The sequence below is a fragment of the Chryseobacterium sp. FR048 genome (assembly GCF_056844665.1).
Genome location: NZ_JBXDSE010000004.1, coordinates 106,689 through 131,070, shown reverse-complemented (window position 1 = coordinate 131,070; position 24,382 = coordinate 106,689). Strand labels below are relative to the sequence as shown.

Genomic DNA, 24,382 nt, shown 5'->3' with positions numbered 1-24,382 from the left:
GCTTAAGACATTAAAAGATTTTGCTTTTTACGATTCAGCGACATAGTAATCACACTCGATTCTGATGTTTCTTACTCCGTGTGTCTGACCTCCGCCCCAGGCACCCGGATTGTTTTGTCCGGCATTCAGATAGCCTGTCATCAGAAGGTTACCATTATCTGCATCATAGAGCCTGCATTGTATAGACTGCTCGATGGCCCGAAGATCTGCTTTATAGTAAAAGTAGAAAGAATCATCTACATCATAGTGATGAGTATCAAGGTCTTTCGCTGTGTATTGATGGTTCCAGTAGCTTGCTTCAGGTCTGTATTCAATGGGCACTTCTGTTTTATTGACAAACTCAATATGGGTGTTTATAATATCTATTTTTTTCCAAAAACGCTGCTTGTTTATCCGGATACTGCACCTTTTGCCCTCCATTTTTCCAAACTCAAACCCTTCTGGAACCTCAGGAAGATTATTTCCAAACAATCTGCTAGACTCAAAATTCTGTCCTAAAGAATAGCGTAAATTATAGTATTCTGTTTCTTCTAATTTCCCCTCTGATAATTCTTTTATTGTAAGAGTATAAGGCGCATCGCCCCAAAAATATTGCACTTTTTCATTTCCATAGGTATAATCCATTTTGATTACCTGATCTTCTCCCTCCTGTTGATTGACAAGTAATGATACTTTTAAATCTATATCATCATTTATAGTATATTGTACAGACCCTTTATTGATCACTGCCAACCTATTCGCAAGGATGACAACGTCTTTATCAGTAAGGGCATCTTCTTTGAGTCTTAAAGAATCAATCAGATCTGAGAATTGGTTTTGGGTAGGATATTTACCGGTTTCAAAATAGGTTTTTAATTGGTCTCTGGTACTTAGTTTATTTGTTTCCATATTGCTTTGCTATTCTTTAGGATTGATGTCAATTCGCATCATTACCTTCTGGAGTTCAATAATTATTGAGGATTGACATTCTTTTTTATTTCCGGAAAGCGGTTCTGCTTTCTCTTTACTGTTTTTAGAAAAATTCGGATTTTTATGATTCGGCAACGTGGTGATCACATTCTATTCTAATGTTTCGGCATCTGTCTGCACCACCTCCGGGAATATTCACATTTTTTACCCCTGCATTCAGCCAGTTGGTCATTAAAAGTTCATTCGTATCATCATTGTAGAGCCTGCATTCTATACGCTGATCATACCCCCTAAGGTCTGCCTTATAATTAAAGGTCAGATAATCACTCAAATTATAATGACTGGTAACAATGCTTTTATCTGTATATTCATGAGACCACAATCCTGCATATATCATATACTGAACAGGGATTTCTGTTTTATTAATAAACCTGATATTCGTGCTAATAATGTTCACTTTGTCTCTAAAATTAACTTTTTGCAGCTCTATGGTAAGCCATTTTCTATTGAGTGTTCCCATATCCAAACCCTCAGGAATGGTAGGCAGATTATTTCCAAAAAGTCTCGACAGCATATAGACATAATCTTCATCCGGCTGATAACGCAAACAATAGTATTCATTTTCTCCTAATTTATTTGCTGAAAACTCTTTTGTTGAAATCGTATAAGGAGGCTGCCCAAAAAAATATTGTTTTACTATATTTCCACTATTATTTATTCCCACATCAATCATCTGTTCTTCTTCATCCTGCGATCTTACAACGATTGGAAAATGTTCTTCATCAGGAATATAGTTTACATACGCAACAAACCCGTTCTGTATCGCATTCAAAGTATTGGCAAGGGCTACCGTTTCCTTGTTGGTCAGCCCGTCCTGCTTATGTCTTAAAGAATCGATCAGATCCGAGAATTGGTTTTGCGTTGGATATTTTCCGGTTTCAAAATAGGTTTTTAATTGGTCTCTGGTAATTAGTTTATTTTCTTCCATAATACGTTATTATTCTTTGCCGTTGATGCCTCTCAGACATCATTGCGCCTTAGTTTCAATGATAATTGTTATGTTTTAAAGCACGAAATTCATCCTTTTTTTGCTCACGAGGAAGTTTTTTGACCTCTCTATTCTGTAGTTGCAGTACCCTTTATTTTTTTAGAATCGGATGATGGGGTTGCTTAAGTTTCAGGATCCAAAGTTCTCCTTTTTTTTATTCCTGAGAAAGTTTTCCGGCCTCTCTATCCTGTAGTTGCAGTAATTCTCATTTTCCGGAATCATTATAAAAAAGACCCGGATTATAAAAATCCGGGTCTTGAATGTATATGTTGAGCCGCTGTCTGCGATCAATTCAATTTAAAGAAGAAATAGACTACTGCCGCCCATTCTTTTTTGATGCCTTTTGCATAGCCGATTGTACTATGGCTGCTGCTTTCTACAGTGCCGTCATCTTTGATGTAGCCAATGGTTGAGTGGCTGCTGTTTTCTACTGTTCCGTTGCTTTTTACGTAACCCACGGTAGAATGGCTGCTGTTTTCTATAGTACCGTCACTTTTGATATAGCCAATGGTGCTGTGGCTTTTATTTTCAATTGTACCATCGCTTTTAATGTAACCGACTGTTGAATGGCTGCTGCTTTCTATGGTACCATCACTTTTGATATACCCTGTGGTGCTGTGGCTTCCGGATTCTATGGTTTGGGCACTGGCAATGGAAAGACCGAACAGCAGGGAACAAATGAATAATGTTTTTTTCATGGTTTAAAATTTTAATTAGGCTATTGATTTTTAGTTTAATATATTCAAAAGTATTGATTATTTTCTTATTCTATCTCTTATCAGACTAAATCCGAACCTATATTGTTCAAAAATCCGTTCATTTTACTCGACAATAATATTTTTAAAACAATAAAAGCTCAAAATACAGGTCACACGAAAGGATTCGTGCGACAGCGAAGGGCAACAGGCAATAAAGCATCTGGATCTTTTAAATCAATCACATCTAAATAGAATGTTGTAATATTTCCAGCATTATCCATATCATAATAATTCTCCAAGATATGTTCTTTGGAATAGATAATTTGAGTATCAAATTCTTTTTCTAGCTTTCTTATAAAATCCTTCATGGTTATTTTGAAATTTCTCAGTTTGAGAGCTTAAAGATAATCCTTTAAAAAAGCAAACTTCTAATTGAAGTTTCGCTTTAAAGCTCATTAGTTATTTATTTTTAGAAGATTATTAAACAGAAATTATTCAAAAATACCTCTAGGACCTCGATACAATGATGTAGGCCAACGATAATCATCGTCATAATTAATCTTAACATTTTCGGGTGCAACAGCTTGAATTCTTTGAATATCCTTTTCGCCGCGCATGTATATATAACAGTCCGAAACTAAATTATTGAAAAACATTGTATCAAAATAAGTAATTGGTTTATTGGCTTCCAATAGTAAAAGTTCAAGGTTAATCAGATTATCCAAATTCTCGACTTTACTTATTTGGTTTTCATTAAGGCTCAGCCATTTTAAATTCGTTAAATGATCTAATCCTTCTATTTTGGAAATTTCGTTCAAATTCAAATCTAAAACCTCCAATTTGGATAAATTTTCCAATCCTTCAATACGTTTTATACGCCATGTAGAAATAAAAAGTTTTTTTAAATTTTTTGAAGCATCAAACCCCTCCATTCTTTCCACGAAAGTACTATTCAGATTAAGATTTTCCAAACCAGGAAACCGCTCCAGATGAGTTACTTTTTCTATATCAACGTTTCCCAAATTTAATACGCGAATATTTTCATTTGCACAGATATTCTCAATACTCTTTATACAGCTGAAAGAAGCATCTAAATGGTATAATGACTTTAAATCTTCCAAACCTTTTACCTCATAAAGGCGATCACTTCCCCCAATAAACAGCATCTCTAAATTAGTAAGACTACCAAGAGATGAAGTATCTTTAAGATCTGTTCCACTTAAGTCCAGGTTTTTGAGATTTTTTACATCGCTTAAATATTGTAGGGTTGATTCATGTAAAGGGTTACCGCCTAAATCTAACGTCTCTAATTTAGAAAACGATTTTAAGGGACGTACACTTTCTATATTACAATCTACAACTGCCAATTTCACCAAACTATCTGCTATGGGTAGTAATACCCCAAGATCTTTTAAATCAATCTCGTCTAAATATAATGTTTTAATATTCCCATCTTCATCCACATCATAATAATTTCTCCGGATATGTTCTTTGGAATAGATAATTTGAGTATTAAACTCTTTTTCTAGTTTTTTTATAAAATCGGTCATGGTTTTATCTTCTTTTTCTGCCCAAATTTCTTCATTGTTGATATTTTATTAGATTTCCCATTAACTTAAGAGCCCTGTAAAAAACAGGACTCTTATTATCGAAACAATTTTTTTGACGTATATAATGTTCTCGGTACAAAATGATCATCTTCAAACTTAATTGTTACATTCTTTGGAACATCTTTAATCTCTTTAATATAATCTCCTGTAAAACATAGAGAAATAAAACATTCTGAAACTAAATTAGATAAAAAAGAGGTATCAAACTCTTTAATTTTATTCGCCTCAAAAATTAAATACTCAAGATTTATGAGATGATCTAAATTCTCAACTTTGGTTATCTTATTTTCATTTAAATTTAGTTCTCTTAAGTTTTTCAGATTATCCAATCCTTTGATTTTTGAAATTTCATTATAACTTAAGTCTAATACTTCTAAATTTGTCAAGCTATCTAATCCTTCAATTTCTTCTACATGAGTAGCCGAAATAAAAAGTTGTTTGAGATTGTATAAAGTATCCAAACCCTCAATTTTGCCTACCCGGGTTCCATTTACTCTCAATTCTTCCAAATAGGGAAAACGCTCCAGATCGGTTATTTTTTCAATTTTAGTTTCTCCAATATTTAAAGAGCGTATATTTTCATTAACATTTATTTTTTTTATATGATCAATTCTAGTCAGGCTGACATCTAATTGCTGTAAAAACTTTAAATGTTCCAAACCATTTACTTCGAGATACGGATTGCAACCAATATATAATATTTCCAAATTCATTAAATCGCCCAACAAAGAAGTATCTTTAAGTTCAGTTGCTGTCAAATCCAGATTTTTCAGACTTTTTAAATCTCCTAAATATCTAAATGATTTTTCCGGTAATTTATTACCGTTTAAATCTAATGTTTCTAACCGTGAAAAAGCATTTAATGGACGCAACATTTCCACATTGCAGTATGGAAGAGCTAATTTGACAAGACTGTTTGCTATTGGTAATAATACATCTAAATCCTTTAAATCAACCTCATTTAAATATAATGTTTTAACATTCCCATCTTTATCCATCTCATAATAATTTTCCCAGATATGTTCGTTGGAATGTATAATTTGAGTATCAAAATCTTTTTCTAGTTTTTTTATAAAATCGTTCATGGTTTTAGTTTTTGACTTACTTAAAATCTTTATTCCTGGCTTCAGGGTTTGGTTTTAAATCTCCGGCTAATTTATTGTTTTTAAATATTCGGGTAAAAATTCTCCGGTGTTTGTTTTGAAATTTCTCAGTTTTAAAGATTTTTTAAATATTTATATCTTTTATTTTTCTAAAAGTTATAGATATTCGTCTTCCCCGAGGAATGGTAGTATTCAACCACTTATCATTTTCCACTGCTTTTATCCCATGTTTCCAATTATATCTTGCTTCTCCGTTTAATAACAGAATGCTTCGCGGATTTAAAAGTAATTCATGCTTTTCCGCATCTTTTGAAAATTGCATGACACAAGAAGATAACAGGCTTACAGAGATTATTATATCTTCAAAACACGGTATACAATCTATATGATTTGATATTCCCTGCCCTGGTTCATATTCGTTGATAATAACCTGGTCAAAAGAATTTTCAAGATTAAAATTCTTCCTAATTTTTTCCTCCAATGAAATAAGCCAATCAGGCAATTTGACTATTTTAAAATCTTGATCAATATTTTTTTTCTTATAATCATAAATATAGCCGTAATGCTGAACTCTCCGCTTCAAGTTGGTATCCCAAACTGCATTATCTATTTCTGACAAAATCAATTTTTCGTCTTCAATACTTAAAAAATCATCCTGATAAACAAGACCTTTTACCATATTATGCTTCATTGTCAATAGTTAAAATATATTTTAAAAAGTCTATAAAATCTTTATAAACAGGTTTATATCCTGATTCCAACTCATTAGAAAACCATATAGAATTTTCCTCTTCATGCTTAGCGTGGTAACCATAAAAAAAAGCGTCATTGTTATCATCATATCTAAGATCTGCCAATAAATAGATATTTGCATCATTAAGCAGTGGAGTTGTGAGAAGACTTGGATTCAGCCAATCATCAAAACCAAAAATACTTATATCAAAAGCATTACAAAAAATATTGCATCCTCCATATTCGCTTAAGAAATAAAAATAGGCAGCATCTTTTATAAATGCAGCATCTTTCATTATACCTAACGCTTCTTGTTTCCAAAGATGTTTTATTTTTTCATCATTTCCAGTTTCAACTCTATACTTTGCAATTATATTTTGCATAAGGTTATCCACCTCAATAAATTTACTAATCATAAAATATTTCATTTTATTTCTAAAAGAACTAAAGTTATATTTTTTCCATCTTCCATTGAATCCACAGATCTATTTTTTGTGTCATTTTAAACTTTCCGTTATTGCATTCTTCCGTGAGGTTTAATACCAAACATTATAAATCTAAAAAAACTCAAAAATATAGAAAACACATTATATAATCGTATGACAAAATAAAAAGCTTCGTTTCTCCATATTGTTTCCCAAAAACAGGTAAGGCACAACTTTTTAGTTGTGCCTTACAGCTTGCCTGCCGGGTTTGAAAAATCTTCCCCATTAAGGTAGATTCTTTAAGAATTGAAGTAAATAGAAATGGTGTTTGACTTTGAGAAACAGGCAATACTGAACCATTTCCGGTTTTGTTCTCTTGTTTTTGAAGTTTTCTGGTTTTCAAGTTGGGATTCTCCTCACCTGCATCTTTCACAGGTTTTCAAAGAACTGTCACTTGTTGTTTTCATGCGTTTTATTAGTTCATACCCTCCTTTTTTTCTTCCTCGTCAGGCTGTCTGTCTGTTTTGCCCCCATATCGGCTGTCAATAAGAAGATTCACAACTTTATCAATCCAGTTAGGCAGATTGTTTGTGATCATTTTCAGGAATTTATCATAGCCGTAGCCTAGCACAAACAATACTCCGGTTGAGTACCATTTGTCATGCAGCTCTGCTCTGTTCATCAGATAACTCATTGTAAAACCTACGATGACGACAATTACCAATGTGATAAAATGTTCCCATGGCTGTTTTTTTTCTTTATTTTGTATGGAGACCAATACCCTTAATAATCCTCCTGAAAATGCAATTGCAGTTCCGATTAAAAGGGCTTTTATACTATCCAAATTCATTCTGTTCTATACTATATTATTTATTAAAAATTCTGATTTTCTGCTCTTTTCAGAGGTCATATTATTCCTGGATCAGGATATACATATCTTCTAAAAACTTTTTGCTTTTACGCATGTTTTCATTTTCATCTCCATAGGCCATTTCATCAATAAGATCACTGATGTCTCTGCGGGGCTTCTGGTCCTTCTCCTTATTTTTTTTCTTTTTTTTCTTTTTCATGGTTCTAAAGTTTTTTAAATGGTCAATTGTTTTTAATTTTTTTTGAAATTGGTTATTCTAATCATTCAGGGTCAGGCAAGTACTTTTTAAGTTCATGTTTCATTGAAAACAACAGAACTAAAAAGCAAAAACAGTTTTTACCGAAATTTTTACCTGATAAATGTAAATTGAGAAAGAGCTAAGGTCAACCCTTCTGATTCATCTGGCTGATGACGGGTTGCTGGGTAGTATAATAACTATGAATCTTTTTCTATCTTTTTAGAATAAATAATTCCAAGATCTAATTCATGAATGTCAACTCTAAAAGGCTGTCTTCATAAAGTTCAGTATGCTCTTGTTTTACACTGAAAGGCTGAACTTTATCTGAATATTAGGCCGAAAGAAGAATGTTATAGATCGTTCTTTCAGACAGAAACAACATTTCCGTTAGTTCCGTTACAATGACTTTCATCTGCTTATCCTGATTACGTCTTACATAATCGATTACAAAGTCTTTTCTTTTCTCTACTAATTCTTTACTACGTTTCATTATTCTATGGTTAAAAGTTTTTATTAAGGTTTAGTTTTTTTTGAATCAGACTGTTTTCTCCTATTTCTTAGACCGGTCATTGTTTAAGTGAGGCCATAGAGGGTCTCTAAAGGCTTTATTTAAGCCTTTAAGCGGATGTCTGAGTCATTTATTTAGGTTAGGTTTTTTAAGAAACCGCTACCAGGCATTTTTCAATGGAATGGCGTCCGGCTTCTTTCTCTAAGTTTTACTTATTGTAAAGGGCTCTGCTCATGCTTATAAAGAATCGATGTTTTATAAGTCATTAAACGGTGAGCACATTACTTTTCATATCTATTTGTAAAAGGACAAAGCAATCTGCTGTGGTTTTCAATGATGCTTCAAGAACCATTGAGACTATTTCACAAATTTTATTTGCCCTTAGGAAGGATTAGCAATCTTATCGTAACTATAATTAATCGATATTTTATATGCAGACAGGAGTGTTAATCTACTTTTTGGTGTTTTTTCAGGAAAACAAAGAGCTAAATGGCTGCTTCATTTTTAAATCAATCAAAAATAACGCATTTTTATCATCAATAAAACGGTTGAAATACGCACAAAAATCAAAAATAAAGATTCAAAAAAGCGCACTTTTTACACTTTAACAGATTATAAAAGATTTCTAAGGTTTCAATTACCACTGGATAAAATCCAATGAATAAAATCTAACTTTTACGTATACCAGGCACAAAACAAGCATTTAACTTTTTTAATAACAACTAATTACACAACAAACACAATATTTTAAAATATTAAAAAAATGTTAAATTGTAAATATAATTTTGTACCTTTGTACTGTTCCGTTTTAACAACGAAACAAATATACGAACATTGTTCGTTTTTCAAAACAAAAAACGAACATTTTTATTCATTTTTTTTAAAAATAACTATAAACATATCAAAATGAACTATTTAGAATTCAAAGAAATCAGGAAGAAACTAAACATGAAGCAGGCTGATATAGCAAAATCTATAGGAGTAGGCACCCGTGCCGTACAATATTGGGAAAAAGGCGAACGAAAAATACCGGAAACCACTGCTTATTTTGTAACCAATCTCCTACTGGAGCAACAAAAGAAGCTCAATGATGACAGTGCGTCTCCCGTTGTTTTTTCAGATTTAAAGATTATGAACGTTCCGCTGGCCAACCAGTATGCACAAGCCGGCTACCTGAGTAGGTTTGCAGATGAAGAATACATCGAAAGTTTACCTACCATTCCTTTTACCGACGATGTAGAACACCGTGGTGAATACATGTGTTTTGAAGTGAAAGGAGACAGCATGGATAACGGATCCTACGAAAGCTATCTGGAAGGTGACATTATCTTATGCAGAAACATCAGACAGGATTACTGGATGAGTAAGCTGCACTATGACAAGTGGGATTTTGTCATCGTTCACAAAGAGAAAGGAATTCTCGTAAAACGAATCATCAACCACGATGTGGAGAAAGGGATTATCACCCTTCATTCTCTGAATGAATATTATGAAGATTTCGAAATCCACCTGAAGGATGTTGCGAAACTTTTCAATATCATCAGTACAAGACGTAAAAACAACAGAAGATAAAACTGCCTGAGTGAATAAAATCCTCAATTTCTTGAGGATTTTATTGGGGCATTTTCAAATAATCAGAGTGTGAGATATTCTAATATTCATAACACTTCTCCCGTTCAATCTCCCCTATTTCAGCTGTACTTGGTTCTACCCGATAAATTAAACTTGGACTAAACTCCGAATTGGACCTTAGAAATGTAATCCATCTGATTCCACCTTTTTTCAATTCTTCGGGAGCATTTTGCTCAAATTCTCTTATATTGTCAGGTATTGCAGGCTTACCATTAGTCAGATAAATCATGCTATTCACATCTGGAGGAGTGGGCTTGACAACCACTTTCAACAGCCCGGCAGGGGAAATTCCATGACAAAGAGAGTTTATATTCCGCTCATAGTCGGGAGGCAGGCAATATGCCTCTACTCCCCATATTCCAGAGTCAAATGGAACAAAACCTGACCAGCCTGAAATTCCATCTGGTGAACAATATTTTCTTATTCTTATGTATAAAGTAGTTTTGTCTGGAATATTTCCATTTCTCATGTCGATATTTTCAAATTGGGTATAGTATATATCACTAAAACCCACCTTTGAATAAATAATATCTTCATTTTTAAACGCAGAATCTTTTGCAATCTGATATTCCATTGCTACAAGATTGCCGGTATTAAAAACCTCGTAGTTCATTACGATCTGACCATTATCCAATACTTCTACTTTATGCACCTTCGGAGTTTCACAATAGCTACAAGAACCCACTATCAAAGTAGCTTTTTTTGTATCGACAACACCATTTATCTCTAATCCTACCTCCAAATCGTAATCACCTACATCCTGAATCTTAGACAGTTTTATTGAATTAGGATTCTGAAGTAAAGCATTCTTTATATCTTCCTTCTCTTCATTTGTGGATCCTGGTGGATTTTTGTATTTCACAAAAGCATTTGTTATAGTCTCGGAAGATTGGTATTCTATTTTAAATGAAACATTACATTTCTCCATTATAGTATGTTTTATTGTTATTATTTTTTTCTAGTAATAAAGGGATGTTGTAATTATTATAAAGATAAAAAACACCCCTTTATATATATGTTATGGAGCCACATTTATATCTACTCTGGCGATTGCAAATGCATCACTTTCAGCATCCTTGACTAAAAGCTGGAATATATATTTTCCATGACTTATATCTTTGATGTTCAGAGTAGGTCCGTTAACATTCTCAAGTATTACATCCGGACCGAATAACTTACTCCAGAAATACAGTAGATTATTGGCTCCACTACCCCAGCCTTTTATTCCCAATTGTCTAGTAGGCAAATCACCTTTGGATAAAGTAAAGTCCTGATTCCTGCCTGCATCGGCTGATAAAGTGCGTAAAACAGTATTACAACAATTACCCGTAGAAGGGAAGCTAATCTTATCTATCACAACATACGTAGGTCTGTACCACTCACTTATCGGTATCTTTTGAGTACATCCTTCAACCTTCACTTCTATTCCTATCAACGGAATCTTCTTTGGATCCAGATTAGTATATCTGTGAATGATCTTACCATTTTCAAGAGGCTTTACAGTATATTGTCCAGTACCCAGGAAATCCCAACCGTAAGTATATTCGTTAAAGTATGGTCCCGAAACGTCAATGGTTATGATTGTATCTGTTGAACCATTACCTGGATAATCAACAGTATAACTGGTACTGACTGTAGGTGGTGGAACAACCTTAATACGGCAGTTAGTTGGTTTAGTGCCTACAGTAAAAGCAATGTCTTGACCATACAAAGTTGGACTCACTTCAGTTGGCTTGAAGTAATAAACCCCGTTGGATTGATAAACACTTTTTTCAGCATCAGCCTGAGCTTTTACCTCTCCACTTAAAGGGAACACAGTAAAAGGTATAGAACCGGCTCTAGAGCAAATAACCTTACTTGGCAAACTTAATGAAACCGGAACGTCATACCAATCTCTTATTAATATCTCTTGCTTACATACGCCACCGCTCACTTTCACTCCTATCACAGGGATATTGTTTAGATTCAGATTGGTGTAATTGTGACTGATCTTACCATTTACAAGAAGTTCCGGCTGAGAATACTGTCCGCTACCATCGAAATCCCATTCATAAAAATAATGTTCAGAGTAGTCTCCGGAAATATTAATGTTTATTGTTGCATCTGTTGATCCGTTGGTTGCATAATCAACAGTATAATTCCTGCTAACTTTTGGTGGCGGAACAACCTTGATACGACAGTTAGTCGGTTGACCATTTACAGTAAATGTAATGTATTGGCCATACAAATTAGTATTTACAGCACCTGGATTGAAGTAAAAATCCCCGTTGAGGTTGGAACCTATAACTTTATCCTGATTATCAATAGGATTAGCACCTACGTAAGCTACTATAGGGCCACCGGCAGGAATTACCTCAGTAAAACGTATCGCATCGTCTCCGGAACAAATAATATCAACTGGTAGCGTTAATTTAGCCGGAGCATTGTACCAATCTCTTATAATGACGTCCTGAGTACATCCGCTTCCACTTACCTTCACTTTTATCGCCGGAATCTTTGTTGGGCTTAGATTATAGTATGTATAACTAACATTTCCATCTTTATCAGGCTTCGATGTAGTGAAACTTCCGTTATCCCAGAAATCCCAGCTGTAGGTATAGTCTGCGAAGTTTTGTCCGGAAACTGTAAAGTTTACTATAGTTGCCGGTGAAGCTCCCTCCGGATAAAAGACAGGACCAACAGTTATTTTTATATCCGGTTGCGGAATCACTTTAATACTGCACTCTGTAGCTTTTCCATTGACAGTAAAGGTAATTTCCTGCCCATACAATTCAGGACTTACTAATTCTGGATTGAAGAAATACAATCCATTGATTATTTCTACTCCGCCATTAAATTTTGCATCCACATTCGCTTCTACCACTCCATTCATAGGGAATACCGTAAAAGGTATACGGCCAGATTTATTACAAACAACAGCACTTGGCAAGCTCAATTTAACTATAGATTTCGGAGTACAACATATGTATGGAAGTGAAAAATCTGCGATCACATTTGGATTTCTGATAGAATCATAAACAATTAAAAAGGTTCCTCCCTTTTCCACTCCATGCCTATGTTCCATTCCTGGATTTTGCTCTACATACTCATTGAAATAAGCTTTCGAAAAATCTTTATTATGGACTAATTCTTCCAGGGACAGCGCCACAATATCAAATCCCAGCTGTTGTTTATCTCTGATTTGCTTTATCTGTTCTAAAGCTTTTTGGTAATCCATCCCCTGATGGCCTTCAATATTATAAAACGAGTTTCTGTCTATATTAAAAACTAAAGGATCATCCTGAGCACCAGGATTTGATGATTGCCAATTCGTATCATAAGCTAAATTATCCTGATGCGACCTGTTACCCGTTTTCTCAAAATTCCATACTTTTAAAAAACCTTCTGTAACGCTATAATAAAAAGGAATCGCTTTATTGCTGAGAGGGCTTAATTTTCGGGACTGAATAATTTTCACACGCTCCCTATTGTTCATAATACGATCTGCATCAAAATACCCCACCTGATGGTTGAAACGACTAATCAGGAATTTCACTTTTTGGGTTGCTTTGTCATCATCCAAAACCGGCGAATTATAAAACTGATGTCTGAAGGAATCCAGTTGGGTATCCGATATTAATTTCCCAAGCATAATATGTTTCGGAAAAGAAGCGAAATCGGGAAGACATTTCGTAAATGCCTTAGGAAGTAGTTTTATAATTTCGGAGTAGGTATCCATCAAATCCTTAACCACATCATAAGCATACTGATACCCAATTTCCTGATTAATCACCCTCGCCAGTGACTCTCTGAACGGCTGATAATTAACCGTTGGAACTCCTAATATTCCGGCAATTGCCTGGATTTTTTCAAAAACAGCCTGGCCATATTTATTTTTCGCCAAAACATCGATGTACATGTTTTTTATATGAGAAGAGGAAAAACGGGTATCAACTCCGTTGGCTGCAATAAGTCGGCTCATAATCACCCGTTGCGGCTCATCCGTTCCCAATATGCCATCTATAAACAGCGGATGAGGCTGAATACGATCTTTTCTACTTCTTTTCTTTGTACCAGTTATAGGATCAATGACAAGACGATCATCTCCAAGAATATGAGTGATTCCTTTTGCCGTAGTCACTAATACTTTAAGATTTCTGACCTGCAGGACTCCATGATTATCACAATCAATACCCACACAAGGCTTCATTTCTTTTTCATAATCCTCCAAATACAGCAATAAGTATTTGTCTTCTAAACCTGAAAGTTTGGTAATGGGTTGAAAATCAGTTTTTGCTTCTTCAGCTGTTGCCAGTTCCCAAACCTCAATCTGCTCAGTACCTTCATAAAATGACGGATATTTTACTCTGAAGTTATCATATGTTTTAAAATGAGTAAATTCTTTATTTTTTACATCCACAGTCTTTAAGTCGCTCATATACAACTCTTCGCTCACCTTTTTGGTCTTGTTCAAGGTTAGCAAATCTCCGTCAGTTGTAACTGCCACTCCTTGAGAAAGCTGTATACTGTTTAATAGTCTGTCTTTATAAATAAGTGTTGGTTTGAAGCCGCATACAATCCCTACTCCCTGAAGCAGCATTCTGGATAAACGGTCCTGATCTTCAAAATAATCCAGAAACTCATTGAACTGATCAGGTCCTATATATTGTCCTTTACTGAATTTGCGGTATTGGACTGCTATACTACTTAATTGATTATTCATTATTGTTCATTTTTAATGATTTATTAAGGTCTTTTAATAAGCTTCATAGGCAATTTATACTGCCTATGAAGTCATTATTACCTATTATTTTGTTATACCTGTACAAGGATTTATTTCTAAGAAATTACCATTTGGATAACCTGAGTAAATAGGTGTTGCAGCATTAGCAAGGAATATCTGAGTAAAGGCAACTCCTGTATGACAGTTCGCTAATGCACATTCAAGAGAAAACTTCACAAACCCGTCAGGTGATAATAATGCTATTGCCTGTGCTTCGTCTTTGGTAATAACAATTTCATTATATCTACTGGACCCGGTTAAACTACCTCTATTACCTGCATCCTGGCTTCCTCCTGTGTTACTTAAATGAACATTTCCTTTAATAATTCCTCTTGGATCGTTGTATGGTGTTTTACCCAATATCAGAGTACCGTTTCCTTTTAAGTTGAAACTAGCATTATTACAGTCATGCCCCGGGTCTTTACCTGCTCTGTACTGAATCACAATTCTCATTCCGTCTAAACAAACAACTGTCATTTGACCTTTTAACTTTAATGGAGCTATAGCAATTGTTTTACTACATCCGTTTTTATTCGTTACCGTAAGCGTTGGGTTGAAAACATCTTCCTGCCCAGCAATAAGATTATATGTATGCTGAACAATTCCATTAGTTGGTAAGGTACTCAAAGACAATGGAGCTGTTCCATCTCCAAAATTCCATGTATAGGTAAGTCCTGCATTGTTAGTGGAAGGGCTAACCTTGAAGTCTACAGTAGCATCCGGATCTGATGTATCTACACCATAGCTAATATTTCCTATCGCTACAGATGCATTTGGTTGTTCGTACACCGTCAATTGCGCCTCAACAGGGTCATCATTAACTGTAAAGCTAATTGTTTGTCCCAAATAGGCAGGATTCACCAAACTAGGATCAAAGAAGTTCTGACCTCCGGATTGTTTAATGGCAGATATTTGAGTCGTACCATTTACAAATGCTTTCACCTGACCATCCAGCGGAACAATTGTAATTGCCATCGGAGCATCATTTTGACATAGCTTATTGTCTGTTAATGCTAAGAATACAGGATCCTTTTTAGAACAGCACAGGTAAGGCAATGAGAAGTCTGCAAGAACCTGGTTGTTGGCTTCTGATTCATAAAGAAAAGCAATCGTTCCGCCCCGCGCTACACCTCCTACGTGCTCCATTCCTGATTTTCGCTCCAGGAATTCACTTAGAAGCTCACTTACTACATCATCTTTTTTAGGATCCTGTTTTACCACAGTAACCCCGTCCGATGATCCTTCTTTGGCAAATTCTGCCTGGTTCAGCAATCTCAACTGATCGTCCAGTTTAGAGATGTTCTGCAATGTATTTTGTGAATTCACTGCTCTGTTGCTGACATCGCTGGAAATAGCAATCAATTGTTTTCTGAGATCATCTATAGATACGGTCTTTTCTCTACCCGGAACCTCGGTACCCGGTTTTCCATCTTTTCGTAAAACCAATGCAATGGCATCAAAAGCTAATCCGTATTTTGTTTTAAGATCGTTAACATTCTGCAATGCTGTTTTATAAGGCATTCCTATATGACCTTCAATTCTGTAGAAATCATTATTGTCAATATTATAATTCAATGGATTCTGAATAAAATCTTCTCCTGCTAAATTGGCTGTATGATAACTTAAGTTGTAGTTCTGTCTGTCAGTTTTCGTTTTTTCAAAGTTCCACTGAGCCAATAAAGGCTGATCTACATTATAGTAATAAGGGATGGCTTTGTCACCCAGTTTTACATCCATATTGGATGGTGTAATTTTAATACGCCCTACATAGGATTGAAATCCATTGATTTTCTGTACAAAACGATTGGCAAGCATTACCACTCTTTCGTAATTTTCATCATCATTGGTCGTTACCGGCGAATTGTAAAAGCCATGGCGTAAAGCCGTATATTGTCCTAATTCCATATTTGCTCCAACTGCTCCCAACATAAGGTGTTTAGGAAACGAAGCGATTTCCGGACAACATTCCACATTCAGATGTAAGATCAAATCTCTGATTTCGCCATAGGTATCAATCAAATCCTTTAGTAAATCATATCGGTATTGATAATCCTTCAGACCTGCTCCCGTCATTGACAGTAAAGCATTCAATTTATCATTGAGTGTCTGCCCTCCAAGGTTAAGACTTACTTTAAAAGTATCTGCAATGGAACTGAAACCTTTGCTTAATTCTGCAACTGCAGTAATCGCTCCCTGAAATTTTGACCTTAACTGATCTGCCGATTTAACGTCAGCATCCAGAATAACTCTTCTGGCCGCCAGGTTAGGCAAGCTATCAAAAAGCTTTTCATAGGTATCATGAAGTTTATAAATAGTATCTTTTGCATCCCCTCTGGCGATAAGCGCTGAAACAGACTCTGAATCTGCTAAAAGCACTTTAAGATTGGATACCTGCTCTGATCCGGTATGGTCACAATCTGCATCCTGACATGGGTTCTCATCATTGGAGTAGCTTTCCAGATACAGAATGACAATTTTATTATTTAATGTTCCACTGATTTCACTGACCAGTCTAAAACTTCCTGCATTGGCACCTGCAGCTAATGCTTCCTCATACTCCTTTGTTGTAAACAGCTCTAATAAAGGAATTTGCTGACCTCCAATACGGAAATGCTCATATCTCAGCACATCATTATAATCTCTGTAATATCTGTAGTTTTTGGATGTGAAGTCGATGACAGCCTCTGATGAAGTAGCTCCTTTCTGGCGCAGCGTTATCAGATCTCCGTCTGTGGTCACTCCTGCCCCTTGTGTAATCATAATGGTGTCGAAGGGAAGTTCCAAATCCGGTCTTCGGAGGTTATTGGAGGTTCCGTCCGACAAAGTAGGTCCTATTTCAAGCTCGATATACTTTGTCTGAAAACCGCACACTACTCCCACGCCGCTCAGCCTGGTTCTTGATAATCTGTCCTGATCTTCAAAATAGTCGATAAATTCGTTTAATTGCCCTTCGGTTAACGCCTGATTGTCGTTGAACTTCCTATATTGGGTTGTTACATGGTCTAATTTGGTATTCATTATTTTTTGATTTTTGATATGTTTGATTGTCCTATTATGAGTTTCCCGTCTAAGATGTCACTATCATCTGCTGCACAATCCAGAAGTCTTCCCGGACGATAAATATTGTTCAAATGGCTAAGGGCCGTCAATAAATCCATAATGCTATTCCCCAGATTCACGATATTGTTTCTCGATTTGTCTGACAGGTATTTTTTAAAAGCAGTTTCAAATTCAGCCAGGTCACCCTGAGCGGTTTCTTTTTCACTCAAACGATCTCCTACCCAGCAGATTTTTGCTAAAATATGGGCTGGAATTTCCTGTCTGATCACGGTTTCTGCATAGCGTCTGAAATCAGGATCCTGGAAACGGTAGGCAAATCCCGGAAGGACAACACTCACTCTGTAGGAATAAGGGTCAAAAACCTCTATTTCGCAACCTTCTTCACAGGAAGACATGAAGGCTTCCGTATATTTTATAGGATCAGATGCAGACACTTTGTCTTCAATGTCATACATCACCCGGAATGTACCTTCTATAGACATACAGCCGATTCCTCCCATCTGTTTATAATCTTTGGTGGTAGGCTTCAGTAATAAATGCTCTACAAGGAAAATTCCTTCTTCTGTAAACTCATATTTGAAATACCCTACTGTAGCCTTAATTCCAGCGATAAGATCTTCCGGATTCGAATAAGGGTTTGTTTTTTTATGAGCAGCCATTACATTTTTCTTTTCAGGATCGTCTACAATCTCGAAATAATAATTACCTCCTGATGAAATACGAATGATGATATTCCCGATCAACCTGTTATGCTCAATAGGTTCATTTAATGCATTTTCAAGATCTTCCTGATCGATCTGAATGGTCTGATAGATGGCATCATTCAGGTTTTTGATGGCAATATGCTCAGTGGTATAAGTATTTACCGATGATAAGACAATATTGCCATCTTTATCTTTGATCTTCCATGTGTAACTTTTTTTACCTAAACCGTCTACAGTCTCAATGATAGACACTGGTGATTGGGATAAATTTCTCTGCTGATAGTTTTTAATCCCCAACAAACGGGCAATTCTCTTCTGTACCCCGGAAATATTGTTGGTATTCCATATATCCGAATCTCCAATTAAGGTATAATTGTACCCTAATCCTCTGTCTTTACTCAGAGAGGTGTACTCGTTCAGGAAGTTTTCTTTATTACTCAGAATAATTTCGTCAGCAGATTTTCCGTACAATGATTTCATCAGGAACGTATAGTCGCTGAATGTTTCCGCAAAACGGGAGATCAAGTGATCCAAAACTTCATTTCGGCGCTCTACACTGTTATCCAATTCTTTATATAATGAATCTGTAAGCTGATCATCATCCCCCACAATGTATTTTTTGGAAACCAACTGATCAAAACCTTTAATATTTTTAAGAGCCTGTGTGAAGTAGGTTCTTTTCAGATCACCATGTACACTCAATACTTCTTTTACTTTTTCAAGGTGTTTGAAATAGCTGGCAAGGATCTGATCAAAAAACAGCAAATATCCTTTTAATTGTTTAGCCAGCGCTTCTCTCTCCGGAGAAGGGTTTCCTATAATACCTTCTGCTCCTACTCCGTAAGTATCCGGAAATTCATTTAAAATAGTGGCATAGTTTCCTATATCGTATGAAGTTCCCTGCGGTAAAGGCAATTCTTTGTTTTGTCTTGCATCTTCTCTCAGAACTTCTTCTTCTCTTTTAAGTGTTTGCTGGTACTCTTTAACCTTTTTTTCATTGATGTTTAAAGGAAGGGCTCCCTTGCTGTAGCTGAATGAACTCAATTCACACAATTCCGGCTTTCTTCCTTTTTCGATGCACAGCAGCCAATCGTTGGATTGTCTGATCACATTATCACAGCCTGCAATAGAAACATCATGAATTTCTTTCACCCCATCAATTTTCATGATCTCACTTACGATGTCGGAAAGACGGATCTCTCTTCTCAACTGGCTGTTTTTAAGCTCTTCAGTATCAATAAAACCGTTATTCAAAAGCGGTCCGTCAAAGATCTGATCTGTAGCAAAGCCTTTATCAAGCATCTGCTTCAGTGAATAAAAATGAACCTCCGGAGATAAATAGTTATTGATTGCTCTTAGTACTTTGGCATGTACGAGCTCTTCATCTGCTTTGTTTACAAGTCCGATACGGGCACACACTGCAACTTTCTGGGTTTCGACTTCTTTAATTTCTGCCAAGTCTTCACAAAGACTTCTATTGGCATGGTAACTGTCTAATACTTTAATATTGACATTAGATTTGTCGCATCCGCTGCCTGCAGCATCAATATCTTCGGCATAGTCTATATAAAGATCATACAGTCCTTTTACGTCAAAGCTCTTTGTCTTATCGCCGATAGGTTTAAAGTCTAATTTTCCGGTTTTGCAGTCAACATATAATTTTTCTGTTTTAGGAACCAGCCAACAGTTGCGGATGGGTCTCGGATGGCCTCCAGCCATGCTAATATCTATAAACAGCTTTCTATAGTCAAGTTCGTTTAAAGGTCTTGAAGGTAAAATCTCTGTAGCTTTCAGAAACTGGGTATGAATATCCGTCTCTTTGTCTTTGGATGCCAGGAGATCTTCCATATTCAGGTTCATTCTCATGCCGAGATCTGTAATGGCGTAGCTTAAAACCTCCAATGTGGTAATACCAGGATCATGAGAGTTGTAATCGGTCCAGAGTTTTCCTCCCAGCTTTTCGATGTATTCAATACCTGTTCTGCGTAGAAAATGAAAATCCGTCTGATCCCCAGTTTCTATATTTTTTGATATACTAATATGTTTATTTTCTGACATGATTATGTTTTCTTCTGTTTATTATTAAATACATGCTTGCTCCGTAATAGTTACCTTATGCTGCTTGGCAGATACCAGAATTGATTTCGGATCCACTTCGATCAATGATTTTTTCTGTAAAACATTGTTCACCAATATTTTGATCTCATCAATGTAATCTATGTAATACAGCTGCTCCAGATAATTAATCAGGTGATTAATATTCAGTTCCACATTGAAGTCAATATCTTTGGAGTCTGTAAAAGCCCACGGTGAGATATATTTTTTAATATCTTCATCTAATTGCTGAGTGTAGAATGTTTCATCATACTGCTCAAAGAATTTAACCTTTGTTTCTACTGTTGCTTCCTTATAGTTAGGATTCACCACCTGAGCTTTTACATGCATTGTATTTAATTCATTCACGTAATTCTGAATTTTGTTCAGACTGGCTCTGCTTACTCTTGGCTGATAGACGTCAAAAGCATTTTTATTTTTAATATTCGGTACCACCATCAGGGTTACATGCCCCGGAGCCATATAGGAGTTTTCAGAAGTATGGTTCAGACATTTCACCTTAAAGACTTCCGGAAATTCCTGCAATACCAGCTGCTCGTAATCCCATTGTGTAATTGCTCTGTGCTTATGTCTCAGCCTCTCACTCACACGTCTGTAAAATTCCAGATCTGCTTCTTTATATTTTCCGTCAAACGAGTTGTACGGCTGGCTGACCGATTTTACCTGAGGAACTCTCGTGATCAGTTTAGCAATGGTTTTTGCTTCTAATCCGTTATTCAGATGAGACAAGTCATTGTCCTGATTCTGGAAAGTCGCCAAAACAGCCTGGGTATAGATTCCCTGGATTTTACATACAGCATCATAACTTCTTTTTGATTTCGCCCTGATCCAGATTAATCCGTCGGTAAACCTTGTATGACTGGTGTTTATATCTCTTGGAATCTTGAATTTTACAATCCCCGATTCCAGGAATCTTCTGGTTTCATTCTGCAGCATATCATCTGACAGATCAACCCATTTATTGTTTGAAAGGATATGCCATTCTATAAATTCTTTTTCCTTGAAAGTGTCAACTATAGGGTTTTCGCTTCCTTCCAGCATTTGGATAAGCAGTGAAACGGTTGTTTTCGGCGTTGCATCCAGACCGATATACAATTCTCCTCCATTCTCGTGTACCGGTACAATACTGTTGGTGTCAACTTCTTTTTCGTATTGTCCGAACGCATCTTCATGGTACAGCTGTATTCCTTCATTTTTTGAAGCTTCTCCGGCTGCGTCTTTACTTAAATATGAGTATACACTTTCTACTGCGCTGTAATTAAGCTCTATATCTTCAGCAAAAGGAATATAAGGCTCATTAGGAATCAGTTTTTTCTTTAGCGGATTACTTGATAATGCCAGGGTATAAAGTTTCGGATATACATCCTGTAATGATGACTGATTCAGGGTTAATCTGATGGCTCCGCTCGTTCCCGGTTCATCATGCAAATTTTCTAAAGAAAACTGGGTTTTATAAGTACCATCTGACTTTTTGAATAATTCAATACCCTGAGCTTTGGTATTCCATACTTCTTTTTCCAGAAGCGCGGTGTCTGCTTTGAAATAATGATCTCCATCTACAATGGACGGTTTCTCTGCCGCCTCAAACTCACTCAAACTGATATTTTGATTAGGGCTAATGACGTACCCATTGTATAATTCTTTTATTGAGTTGGGCGCATTTTTCCAATTGATTTTGATGTCTGCCTTTTTCCATGTTTTGGAAAACATTTCAGGATATTTGATATAAAAATTAGATCCTGTAACGGGCTGTGCAGTGAACGGATAGTAAGGCTTTTCTGAGTTTAATGCCCCATTATCATTTTCTATCTGTACAGATTTTATTCCTTTTACATCAACCGATACTTCTATATTTTTTAAGACTTTTTCTGAAAGTGCTTCATAAATATCATAATATTTTTCTCCTTCGATCATCAGCCTTACCACAGGAAGATTTGTCTGGAATGTTCCTGATAAAACGTCCTTATTGTATGGGACAACGGCAGGGAAATCTTTCGGTAAGGGAAAGGAAAGTACCAACTCGTCCTGCAGATTATCGGTACATTCTAAAACGATGCCTGATAGCCATTCTTTTTCCCCGCTGCAAAATACCTTGATATTATTTCCTATATCTTCTTTTGAGAGTTTTTTTAGCTTCTGGGTTGAATTCTGATTAAAGCTGATTCTAAGCGTCACTCTTCGATCACCTTCTTTCAGATCAAATAATGATGATGCTACTGAGAAGCCCAGATTAGCTGTTGGCAGTTTTTTATAAATAGATTTTTCTGAAACAGTTTCATCAGAGTTGTATCCAAACGGCCACCAATAGTTGCTGTCTTCGGGTAATTTATCTCCCAGTCCGTCCGCTGAATTGGCCACCGGAGCCATTTTCAGCTCTCTTTTTTCAACATCATTCAAAAAGCTTTTGATTTCAACTACTTTTGCCTGGTTGGCAATGAATTCATCTCCTGTTTTGTAAATGCGTTTTTTTCCATTGGCGTCTTTACCGCCGTCCAGCAATGTACCGCCTGGAATTCTTTCCTGAATTGCTTTTTTAGCCAATTCAAAGATCACATAGACTTTATCTGCTCTGGCATCATTTTTCTCAATCTGAAGAATTTCGTTATAATAGAAGTCCAAATGTCTTTTCGTCAAATTATTGAAGGCTTTTTTTGAGAAATCCAATAATTTTAAAAAGCAGACAAATAATGTAAGGTGAGGCGTCAAGCTGCTGTCTTGTTCAAACTGGGAAATAAGATCTGTAACCTGTTTTTTCATACTTTTATACTCAACGCTTTCCCTACGTGGAACTGCATCGGTATCATCATCGCCCAGGAAGAAGTTTCCCCAGTTTCCTTTTGGCTTTGTATTATCATCTTTGTCAAAATAGTTTACACGCTTAGCAAAATTGTTTGCGAATAATAGCCAATCAAACAAATCGAAATCGTGTAATTCAAGATTGCCAGGATCTAATTCTGCTAAAAAGCGCTGCATTTGTGATTTTCCTTCACGATAATGTGAAAATGTATCTGTTTTTTTCATTTGTTTATATTTATCTTTCTATGGTCAGATGCAATACTTAATGTAGTGTTTGGTAGTATTTAAAAATGGCTACAGACATCCCGTAATTCATTATATTTCGGTAGCTTCTCCTTTGTAAAAAGGAAAAACAATATTGCTTCTTGTATTAGTATTTCTTACTTCGTAGTCAATCTGGATCAGAACTTCACCCTGAAGTTCCTCCTGGGTATCAATATCAATACTCAGAATATTGATTCTGGGCTCATGATATAAAATGGCGCGTTCAATGATTCCTTTCATCTGGGTAATCAGCGTCAGGTCCAGAGGTTTAAATAGCATTTCCTGCAGGTCACATCCATAGGTCGGGAACATGACACGTTCACCGGGACGTGTTGACAATAAAATAATAAGACTGTTGTTGATGTCTTCTACATCTGTGGTCATTGCCAGTTTTCCTTCAGTCTGATTAAACTCAGGCGGGAAGCTCCAGCCTATTCCTAAAAAATCTGTATTTATTTTCATACGTTATTGGTTTATATTTAATTGTAACATCTTGCATCTGTAACATAGAGTTTCAGTTAGTCTAACCGTTTTTGTTATTGATGTTTTACATTCTTGTTTACAGTCAGATGATATTGGGTATGGCATCTCCTATGGAAGCATCCACTTTTGTATATCATCCGCCTATCAGAACAGTAGCTTCCCCTGCCGTGATTACGCCTCCATGAGCGGTAGAATCGCCCATTCTTGCGGCTTGTTTTCCGCCTATCAGAACACTTGAGGATCCTGATGCAATGGTATCCAGCGGGCCGGTACATACTGCTTTATCTCCTACTCTTGCTGCAGGCATTCCGCCAATCAGTACGGTAGGTTCTCCTGCCGGAATGATCGGTCCCCCTACATGCGGAACAGTTCCGGTCACCATAGGACAGGTATGCATATCTGTAATTCTTGCTGCGGGTTTCAT

General features: G+C 36.0%; 19 protein-coding genes. 1 reads left to right on the top strand and 18 read right to left on the bottom strand.

Features of this window, described 5'->3' with window-relative positions; translation table 11 throughout:
* Nucleotides 1-27 precede the first annotated feature (27 nt).
* From AC106K_RS13090 to AC106K_RS13040, 11 genes are all read right to left on the bottom strand, one after another.
* Nucleotides 28-888 (bottom strand): hypothetical protein, encoded by an 861-nt coding sequence (locus tag AC106K_RS13090; protein ID WP_482445923.1) that lies wholly within the window; start codon nt 886-888, stop codon nt 28-30.
* Nucleotides 889-1,030: 142 nt separating this feature from the next.
* A complete protein-coding gene (locus AC106K_RS13085) occupies nt 1,031-1,897 on the bottom strand; it encodes a hypothetical protein (RefSeq protein WP_482445921.1) in 867 nt (288 codons plus the stop codon).
* Nucleotides 1,898-2,244: 347 nt separating this feature from the next.
* Nucleotides 2,245-2,655 (bottom strand): 5-fold beta-flower protein, encoded by a 411-nt coding sequence (locus tag AC106K_RS13080; protein WP_482445919.1) that lies wholly within the window; start codon nt 2,653-2,655, stop codon nt 2,245-2,247.
* Between the two features lie 170 nt (nt 2,656-2,825).
* Nucleotides 2,826-3,023: a hypothetical protein gene (locus AC106K_RS13075; protein ID WP_482445917.1), complete on the bottom strand. Its 198-nt coding sequence runs from the start codon at nt 3,021-3,023 to the stop codon at nt 2,826-2,828.
* 123 nt (nt 3,024-3,146) lie between these two features.
* Nucleotides 3,147-4,205, bottom strand: a complete 1,059-nt coding sequence (locus AC106K_RS13070) for a leucine-rich repeat domain-containing protein (protein ID WP_482445915.1) — start codon at nt 4,203-4,205, stop codon at nt 3,147-3,149.
* Nucleotides 4,206-4,300: 95 nt separating this feature from the next.
* On the bottom strand, nt 4,301-5,350 hold the full coding sequence (locus AC106K_RS13065) for a leucine-rich repeat domain-containing protein (protein ID WP_482445913.1): 1,050 nt from the start codon (nt 5,348-5,350) through the stop codon (nt 4,301-4,303).
* A 142-nt stretch (nt 5,351-5,492) separates the two neighbouring features.
* A complete protein-coding gene (locus AC106K_RS13060) occupies nt 5,493-6,059 on the bottom strand; it encodes an alpha-ketoglutarate-dependent dioxygenase AlkB (protein ID WP_482445911.1) in 567 nt (188 codons plus the stop codon).
* Nucleotides 6,049-6,516 carry a hypothetical protein gene (locus tag AC106K_RS13055; protein WP_482445909.1) on the bottom strand — a complete coding sequence of 156 codons (468 nt, stop codon included), beginning with the start codon at nt 6,514-6,516 and terminating at the stop codon, nt 6,049-6,051. Before AC106K_RS13055 ends, AC106K_RS13060 begins: the two co-directional genes overlap by 11 nt.
* Before the next feature lie 484 nt (nt 6,517-7,000).
* Entirely contained in the window at nt 7,001-7,369 is a 369-nt protein-coding gene (locus AC106K_RS13050; RefSeq protein WP_156172783.1) for a hypothetical protein, read from the bottom strand.
* 67 nt (nt 7,370-7,436) lie between these two features.
* On the bottom strand, nt 7,437-7,595 hold the full coding sequence (locus tag AC106K_RS13045) for a hypothetical protein (protein WP_156172784.1): 159 nt from the start codon (nt 7,593-7,595) through the stop codon (nt 7,437-7,439).
* A gap of 370 nt (nt 7,596-7,965) precedes the next feature.
* Nucleotides 7,966-8,124, bottom strand: a complete 159-nt coding sequence (locus tag AC106K_RS13040; RefSeq protein WP_156172785.1) for a hypothetical protein — start codon at nt 8,122-8,124, stop codon at nt 7,966-7,968.
* Between the two features lie 924 nt (nt 8,125-9,048).
* Here AC106K_RS13040 and AC106K_RS13035 point away from each other — a divergent pair.
* The gene (locus AC106K_RS13035; RefSeq protein WP_482445906.1) at nt 9,049-9,714 is read left to right on the top strand and encodes a S24 family peptidase; all 666 of its coding nucleotides are present in this window, start codon (nt 9,049-9,051) and stop codon (nt 9,712-9,714) included.
* Nucleotides 9,715-9,793: 79 nt separating this feature from the next.
* Here the strand turns inward: AC106K_RS13035 and AC106K_RS13030 are convergent, their stop codons facing one another.
* The 7 genes from AC106K_RS13030 to AC106K_RS13000 form a co-directional block, all read right to left on the bottom strand.
* Complete coding sequence (locus AC106K_RS13030; RefSeq protein ID WP_482445904.1) at nt 9,794-10,702, bottom strand: hypothetical protein; 909 nt, start codon at nt 10,700-10,702, stop codon at nt 9,794-9,796.
* Between the two features lie 90 nt (nt 10,703-10,792).
* Nucleotides 10,793-14,476 (bottom strand): hypothetical protein, encoded by a 3,684-nt coding sequence (locus tag AC106K_RS13025; RefSeq protein WP_482445902.1) that lies wholly within the window; start codon nt 14,474-14,476, stop codon nt 10,793-10,795.
* 84 nt (nt 14,477-14,560) lie between these two features.
* Nucleotides 14,561-17,554 (bottom strand): PKD domain-containing protein, encoded by a 2,994-nt coding sequence (locus AC106K_RS13020; protein ID WP_482445900.1) that lies wholly within the window; start codon nt 17,552-17,554, stop codon nt 14,561-14,563.
* Nucleotides 17,554-20,358 carry a hypothetical protein gene (locus tag AC106K_RS13015; RefSeq protein ID WP_482445898.1) on the bottom strand — a complete coding sequence of 935 codons (2,805 nt, stop codon included), beginning with the start codon at nt 20,356-20,358 and terminating at the stop codon, nt 17,554-17,556. The genes AC106K_RS13020 and AC106K_RS13015 overlap by 1 nt, the downstream gene beginning before the upstream one ends.
* A gap of 24 nt (nt 20,359-20,382) precedes the next feature.
* On the bottom strand, nt 20,383-23,436 hold the full coding sequence (locus tag AC106K_RS13010; protein WP_482445896.1) for a baseplate J/gp47 family protein: 3,054 nt from the start codon (nt 23,434-23,436) through the stop codon (nt 20,383-20,385).
* A gap of 90 nt (nt 23,437-23,526) precedes the next feature.
* Nucleotides 23,527-23,937 (bottom strand): GPW/gp25 family protein, encoded by a 411-nt coding sequence (locus AC106K_RS13005; protein WP_482445894.1) that lies wholly within the window; start codon nt 23,935-23,937, stop codon nt 23,527-23,529.
* 154 nt (nt 23,938-24,091) lie between these two features.
* A complete protein-coding gene (locus tag AC106K_RS13000; RefSeq protein ID WP_066757051.1) occupies nt 24,092-24,382 on the bottom strand; it encodes a PAAR domain-containing protein in 291 nt (96 codons plus the stop codon).

What these genes read in the sequence shown, in the direction of transcription:
- AC106K_RS13090 (WP_482445923.1), bottom strand. Translation starts at nt 888, where the DNA reads ATGGAAACAAATAAACTAAGTACCAGAGACCAATTAAAAACCTATTTT.
- AC106K_RS13085 (WP_482445921.1), bottom strand. Translation starts at nt 1,897, where the DNA reads ATGGAAGAAAATAAACTAATTACCAGAGACCAATTAAAAACCTATTTT.
- AC106K_RS13080 (WP_482445919.1), bottom strand. Translation starts at nt 2,655, where the DNA reads ATGAAAAAAACATTATTCATTTGTTCCCTGCTGTTCGGTCTTTCCATT.
- AC106K_RS13075 (WP_482445917.1), bottom strand. Translation starts at nt 3,023, where the DNA reads ATGAAGGATTTTATAAGAAAGCTAGAAAAAGAATTTGATACTCAAATT.
- AC106K_RS13070 (WP_482445915.1), bottom strand. Translation starts at nt 4,205, where the DNA reads ATGACCGATTTTATAAAAAAACTAGAAAAAGAGTTTAATACTCAAATT.
- AC106K_RS13065 (WP_482445913.1), bottom strand. Translation starts at nt 5,350, where the DNA reads ATGAACGATTTTATAAAAAAACTAGAAAAAGATTTTGATACTCAAATT.
- AC106K_RS13060 (WP_482445911.1), bottom strand. Translation starts at nt 6,059, where the DNA reads ATGAAGCATAATATGGTAAAAGGTCTTGTTTATCAGGATGATTTTTTA.
- AC106K_RS13055 (WP_482445909.1), bottom strand. Translation starts at nt 6,516, where the DNA reads ATGATTAGTAAATTTATTGAGGTGGATAACCTTATGCAAAATATAATT.
- AC106K_RS13045 (WP_156172784.1), bottom strand. Translation starts at nt 7,595, where the DNA reads ATGAAAAAGAAAAAAAAGAAAAAAAATAAGGAGAAGGACCAGAAGCCC.
- AC106K_RS13040 (WP_156172785.1), bottom strand. Translation starts at nt 8,124, where the DNA reads ATGAAACGTAGTAAAGAATTAGTAGAGAAAAGAAAAGACTTTGTAATC.
- AC106K_RS13035 (WP_482445906.1), top strand. Translation starts at nt 9,049, where the DNA reads ATGAACTATTTAGAATTCAAAGAAATCAGGAAGAAACTAAACATGAAG.
- AC106K_RS13030 (WP_482445904.1), bottom strand. Translation starts at nt 10,702, where the DNA reads ATGGAGAAATGTAATGTTTCATTTAAAATAGAATACCAATCTTCCGAG.
- AC106K_RS13025 (WP_482445902.1), bottom strand. Translation starts at nt 14,476, where the DNA reads ATGAATAATCAATTAAGTAGTATAGCAGTCCAATACCGCAAATTCAGT.
- AC106K_RS13020 (WP_482445900.1), bottom strand. Translation starts at nt 17,554, where the DNA reads ATGAATACCAAATTAGACCATGTAACAACCCAATATAGGAAGTTCAAC.
- AC106K_RS13015 (WP_482445898.1), bottom strand. Translation starts at nt 20,358, where the DNA reads ATGTCAGAAAATAAACATATTAGTATATCAAAAAATATAGAAACTGGG.
- AC106K_RS13010 (WP_482445896.1), bottom strand. Translation starts at nt 23,436, where the DNA reads ATGAAAAAAACAGATACATTTTCACATTATCGTGAAGGAAAATCACAA.
- AC106K_RS13005 (WP_482445894.1), bottom strand. Translation starts at nt 23,937, where the DNA reads ATGAAAATAAATACAGATTTTTTAGGAATAGGCTGGAGCTTCCCGCCT.
- AC106K_RS13000 (WP_066757051.1), bottom strand. Translation starts at nt 24,382, where the DNA reads ATGAAACCCGCAGCAAGAATTACAGATATGCATACCTGTCCTATGGTG.